The 4,890-nt window shown below is 69.5% G+C and carries 8 protein-coding genes; 1 reads left to right on the top strand and 7 read right to left on the bottom strand.

Annotated features, from left to right (window positions below; translation table 11 throughout):
* On the top strand, nt 1–264 hold a 264-nt coding region (locus G6017_RS00410; protein WP_182615363.1), incomplete at its 5' end, for a dihydrofolate reductase.
* Here G6017_RS00410 and G6017_RS00405 read toward each other — a convergent pair.
* The 7 genes from G6017_RS00405 to G6017_RS00375 all read right to left on the bottom strand — a co-directional run.
* Complete coding sequence (locus G6017_RS00405; RefSeq protein ID WP_182615361.1) at nt 261–875, bottom strand: DUF1707 SHOCT-like domain-containing protein; 615 nt, start codon at nt 873–875, stop codon at nt 261–263. The two genes, G6017_RS00410 and G6017_RS00405, sit on opposite strands and share 4 nt — an antisense overlap.
* A gap of 13 nt (nt 876–888) precedes the next feature.
* Complete coding sequence (locus G6017_RS00400; protein WP_179525875.1) at nt 889–1,275, bottom strand: DUF302 domain-containing protein; 387 nt, start codon at nt 1,273–1,275, stop codon at nt 889–891.
* A gap of 76 nt (nt 1,276–1,351) precedes the next feature.
* Nucleotides 1,352–1,618: a metal-sensitive transcriptional regulator gene (locus tag G6017_RS00395; RefSeq protein ID WP_179525876.1), complete on the bottom strand. Its 267-nt coding sequence runs from the start codon at nt 1,616–1,618 to the stop codon at nt 1,352–1,354.
* 184 nt (nt 1,619–1,802) lie between these two features.
* Nucleotides 1,803–2,924, bottom strand: coding sequence for an NDMA-dependent alcohol dehydrogenase (locus tag G6017_RS00390; RefSeq protein WP_179525877.1), 1,122 nt, complete (start codon nt 2,922–2,924; stop codon nt 1,803–1,805).
* Between the two features lie 143 nt (nt 2,925–3,067).
* Nucleotides 3,068–3,451 (bottom strand): thioredoxin, encoded by a 384-nt coding sequence (gene trxA, locus G6017_RS00385; protein ID WP_179525878.1) that lies wholly within the window; start codon nt 3,449–3,451, stop codon nt 3,068–3,070.
* A 156-nt stretch (nt 3,452–3,607) separates the two neighbouring features.
* The gene (locus G6017_RS00380; RefSeq protein WP_182615359.1) at nt 3,608–4,543 is read right to left on the bottom strand and encodes an alpha/beta fold hydrolase; all 936 of its coding nucleotides are present in this window, start codon (nt 4,541–4,543) and stop codon (nt 3,608–3,610) included.
* A gap of 57 nt (nt 4,544–4,600) precedes the next feature.
* The coding region (locus G6017_RS00375) for a GMC oxidoreductase (protein WP_241731304.1) at nt 4,601–4,890 on the bottom strand (290 nt) is incomplete at its 5' end.

Here is a 4,890-nt window from a genome sequence, read left to right as displayed (position 1 = left end):
GCGCTGGCGTCGGCCGGCCCCGACGCGGTAGTGATGGGCGGCGGCCAGATCTACGCCGCCGCGGTGGGCGCGGCGGACGAGTGCCTGGTCACCGAGATCGACGCGGACGCCCCGGGGACCGTGCTGGCCCCGGAGCTGGACGGGACGTGGGAGCGGGTCGAGGTCGGCGAGTGGATCACCGATCCGCGGAGCCGCGTCGAGGGGCACGACGACGAGGTCCGGCACCGGCACACGGTGTGGCGGCGGCGCGGTCGAACCGCCTAGAACCACTTCCACGTCTTGGGGATCCGCTCCCCCGCCGCGAGGATCTTGATCTTCACGCCGGCCATGAAACCGTTGATCTCGAAGTCCAGATGCGGGCCACCACGGATGTCGTAGCGGCCCTCGTCGATCTTGAGCTCGGACCACGTCCGATTGCCGGTCACCGCGACCGAGACTCCCGGGGGCAGCAGGATCTTGGCGTTGGCGGCCCACAGGTCGAGCTGGATGTGGGTGCGCGGGCGGTCGACCACGGCCTCACGGGCGTCGAGGTAGATCTCGCCCATCCAGGACGTGAGCCGGTAGTCGTCCGGGAGGGACCACCGACCCTCCCGCTTGAGCGTGTCGAAGACCGAGGTCTTCTTCCGGCTCTCGTCGACGGTGATCGCCCCTGACGGCCGGGTGGCCGGTGGCTGCGTCGAGGAAGGGGTGGGCCCCGCGCCGGGACCCAGCGGCAGTCCGCTCAGGGCCACCTCCAGCTCGGCGGGGCAGGTCGCGGACCAGATCCTGGCGGCCCGGTCCGAGAACTCGGCGAGGGACAGCTCTCCCCGCCCCACCATCGCCTCCAGTCTCTGCTGAGCGAGGGCCCGCGGGTCGGTGTGCGGCTCCTGGGTCATGCCCCCAGGTTACTCAGCGGGTGAGGTCCTTCATCATCGACCGCATCTGCGCGGACAACTCGTCGGCCATGTCCTGCAGGCCGCCCGAGATGACCTGTGCCAGCAGCGCCGGGTTCTGTGCCTCGATGACGCAGCCCCCGGAGGACTCGCGGACCACGACGTTGCAGGGCAGCAGCAGCGCGACCTCCTTGCTCACGTCGAACGCCTCACCGGCGAACCCGGGGTTGCACGCCCCGAGGATCAGGACGCGCTCGATGTCCTTGTCGATCTTCTTCTTGAGCGTGGCGGTGAGATCGATCTCGTGGAGGATCCCGAAGCCGCGGTCGGCGAGCGCCTCGCGGGTCGCCTCCACCGCCTCGTCGAATCCCATCGCCGTGTACGTACCGATTCCGACGTCCATGTCGCAGTCCTCACGTCTGTGGTCGGGTGATGTCTTCCGCGTACCGGGGCCAGCATCCCACGGCCCCGGGGAGCGGTCAGGCGAGCGAGAGGAAGAGCTTCTCCAGCTCGGCCACGGTGATCCCGTCCTCGCCGGTCTCGCCGTCGCCCGCGAGGCATTCCTGGATGTTGGAGCTGATGATCTTGAACCCGGCGCGGTCCAGCGCCTTGGAGACCGCCGCCAGCTGGGTGACGACGTCCTTGCAGGGGCGCTCCTGCTCGACCATGTCGATCACCGCGTTGAGCTGTCCCCGCGCCCGGCGCAGGCGGTTGAGCACCTGCGTCCTCGCCTCGTCGTCAGCCATCTCGGGCCCTCCTGCTCTCTCGCGGATGCGGATGTCGATCCGGACCCCAGTGTACCCGTGGGGGTATCGCTGTCCAGTCCGGTGTACGGAGCGGGCCCCGGTCCACCCCCTCGAGGGGAACCGGGGCCCACGGTTGCCGCGGTCGTGCCCGCAGCGCCGGCCGTGCCGGCGGAGTCGCAGGGGATCAGTCGTCGTGGACGATGATCCCGCGGACCATGCCGTCGCCGCCGGACTCCATGATCTCGTAGCCCTCGTTGACCTGATCGAGCGTGAAGCGGTGCGTGATCAGCTCGTCGAGCTTGAGCTGCTTCTCGTCCCACAGCCGCAGGATGTTGGGGATGTCGTGGAAGGCGTTGGCCGACCCGAACAGTGACCCCTTGATGACCTTCTCGTACTGGGAGACGAACAGCCCGGTGAGGTTGATGGACTGGTTGTCGAGGCCGCCCATGGAGGTGAGGACCACGACCCCCCGCTTACCCACCATGTCGGTGGCGTCGGCGGTCACCTTAGCGTCCGCCACGCCGATCGTGATGATGGCCTTCTCGGCCATGTTCCCCCAGGTCAGGCCCGGAAGCTCGGCCTTGGCCTGGTCGACGTCCGAGTAGACGTGGGTGGCGCCGAACTCCGTGGCCTTGGCCAGCTTCGACTCGTCCGTGTCGATGGCCAGGATGAATCGCGCGCCGGCGTGCTTCGCGCCCTGGATCGCGTTGATGCCGATGCCGCCGATGCCGAAGACGACGACGGTGTCACCGGCCCGGACGTCGGCTGAGTAGACGGCCGATCCCCAGCCGGTGGTGACGCCGCAGCCGACGAGCGCCGCGACCTCGAAGGGGATCCAGTCCTGGACCTTGACCACCGAGTTCATGTTGGCGACGGTGTACTGCGAGAACGTGCCGAGGGTGCACATGGCGCCGGCGGTCTCGCCGTTCGCGAGGGCGAACGGGTACCGGCCGTCGGCCATCTCGCCGATCGTGCCGTTGAGTCCGCCGTCGCACAGGTTGGTCATGCCGCGCGCACAGGCGGAGCACTTGCCACAGGCCGGGATGAACGACCCCACCACGTGGTCGCCGGGCTGGACGTGGGTCACGCCGGGGCCTACCGCCTCGACGACGCCCGCGCCCTCGTGCCCGCCGACGATCGGCAGTCGCCCGGGCAGGTCACCACTGGTGATGTGGAGGTCGGAATGGCAGAGACCGGCGACCTTCCACTTGACGAGCACCTCGCCGAAGTGGGGGCCGTCGAGCTCGGCCTCCACGATCTCGAACGGCTTGCCCAGCTCTCGGGCGATGGCGGCCTTGGTCTTCATTCGACTCCCTCCGGGCGCGACGGGGTGATCCCGTCACTGGAACGTGTTCTCATCACGATATCCGCATCGGTCCACCGGGGATCGTCAAACCGAGAACCTGTTCCAATTTCCGCGCGCGGGCGCGCCGGAGGGAGTGGGCCGACTCAGCCCTGGGCGTCGCCCTGCTGGGCCTGGGCCTCTTCGACCGCCTTGCGGACCTCGTCCATGTCGAGCCCCTTGATCTGCTCGACCAGGTCGTCGAGCGCCTGCTCCGGGATCGCACCGGAGTGACGGAACACGGCGATGCCCTCGCGGAACGCCATGAGCGTGGGGATCGACTGGATCTGCAGCATCGCGCCCAGCTGCTGCTCCGCGTCGGTGTCGACCTTCGCGAAGGTCAGCTCGGGGTTCTTGCCGGAGACCTTCTCGAACACCGGCCCGAAGGCCTTGCAGGGGCCACACCACTCGGCCCAGAAGTCCACCAGGACGATGTCGTTGTCGGTGACGGTCTTCTCGAAGTCGGCGGTCGTGATGTCGACGGTGGTCATACGAATGCCCTCCTAGCGGGACGGGGCGGCTCTCGTCCCGTCGTCTCTCGTCGCCAGCCTACGGACAGCCCGCGCCTGCGACGACCTTCTCGCACGGACCATACCCGTGTGGGTATTCAAGGTCGTGCAGTGAGGAACAACGTCGCCCGATCGGGGTTATTCCCCCCGCGCCCCCGGGCGGGGCGGGGATCCGAGGATCTCCGCCAGGAACCACTCGAGCTGGTCCAGGAAGACCGCGTTGTCGTCCCCGGCCACCATGTGACCGGCGTCCGCGACCTCGTGGGTGTACGCGTGCGGGAGGTGTCGCAGCAGGTGGGCCACCGACTCGTCGCTGACGATGTCCGATCGCGACCCCCTGATGAGCATGGTCGGCTCGGTGACGTGGGGCACGATCCCCTCGAAGTAGTCGTTCCCGATCTCGGCGTTGTCCCCGGTGGCGCCCGCGACGAAGCGCGGGTCCCAGTGCCAGTACCACCGGCCGTCGCCCTTCTGGCGGAGATTCTTGCGCAGTCCGTCCAGGTTCGTCGGGCGCTGACGACCAGGCTGGTAGGCGGCGATCGCCTCGGCGGCGGCCTCCAGGTCCGCGAACCCGTCCAGCCCCGACCGCATGAACTCCCCGATCCGCTGGACGCCCTTCGCCTCGATCTTCGGGGTGACGTCCACCAGCACCAGCGCCCGGGCGACGGGCTTGGCGGTCCCCAGCGCCAGCAGTCCGGTCAATCCACCGAGCGAGGCGCCCACGAGAACCGGCAGCCGGCCGGGGAAGCGGGCGGCGACGATCAGCTCGAGATCGTCGACCATGCGATGGATGTCGTAGTCCCCGTCCGCCGCCCAGTCGCTGTCACCGTGGCCCCGCGCGTCCATCGTCGTGACCCGGTACCCCTCGGTCGCGAGTCGCCGGGCGGCGCGGTTCCACGAGTTCCGGGTCTGCGCCCCGCCGTGCAGCATGAGGATCTCGTCGACCGGATCCGCATCACCGAGCGGCTCCCACACGTCGCCGACGAGCATCCCGGCCGCACCGGCGAGCGTGAAGGACCGGGGCTCGGCGGCGTGGGGGTGATCACTGCGGGTCTCGATCTCGCTACTCGTCATGGTGGCCCTTCCGCCCGCACTCCCACCTCGGCGGTGGAACGTGTTCTCATATCGGTTCTACCACGAGCTCCCGGCGACCACCCGCGCGGCGAGGTCCTCGGCCACCGCGAGAACGGAGAGATAGGGGCCGCACCGCGGCAGCACCGGGAACACCGACGCGTCGGCCACCCGCATACCCTCGCAGCCCAGGACCCGGCCGGAATCGTCGACCACCTCACCGATCCGCGCCGACCCCGCGAGGTGCTGGGAGGTCGACGGGACGGGTGCGGGCCGCGGCCCACCACCGGGGATCCCCAGGCGGTCCGCGACCATCCCGGCGGCCTGGTCGAGCGCCGAGGCGTCGCGGG

The sequence above is a fragment of the Dietzia sp. B44 genome (assembly GCF_014145245.1).
In the GTDB taxonomy this organism is placed as follows: domain Bacteria; phylum Actinomycetota; class Actinomycetes; order Mycobacteriales; family Mycobacteriaceae; genus Dietzia; species Dietzia natronolimnaea.
Note: the sequence above shows the minus strand (reverse complement) of the source record. Positions and strands in the feature narration are given on the sequence as shown.

What these genes read in the sequence shown, in the direction of transcription:
- G6017_RS00405 (WP_182615361.1), bottom strand. Translation starts at nt 875, where the DNA reads ATGACCCAGGAGCCGCACACCGACCCGCGGGCCCTCGCTCAGCAGAGA.
- G6017_RS00390 (WP_179525877.1), bottom strand. Translation starts at nt 2,924, where the DNA reads ATGAAGACCAAGGCCGCCATCGCCCGAGAGCTGGGCAAGCCGTTCGAG.
- trxA (WP_179525878.1), bottom strand. Translation starts at nt 3,451, where the DNA reads ATGACCACCGTCGACATCACGACCGCCGACTTCGAGAAGACCGTCACC.
- G6017_RS00380 (WP_182615359.1), bottom strand. Translation starts at nt 4,543, where the DNA reads ATGACGAGTAGCGAGATCGAGACCCGCAGTGATCACCCCCACGCCGCC.
- G6017_RS00400 (WP_179525875.1), bottom strand. Translation starts at nt 1,275, where the DNA reads ATGGACGTCGGAATCGGTACGTACACGGCGATGGGATTCGACGAGGCG.
- G6017_RS00395 (WP_179525876.1), bottom strand. Translation starts at nt 1,618, where the DNA reads ATGGCTGACGACGAGGCGAGGACGCAGGTGCTCAACCGCCTGCGCCGG.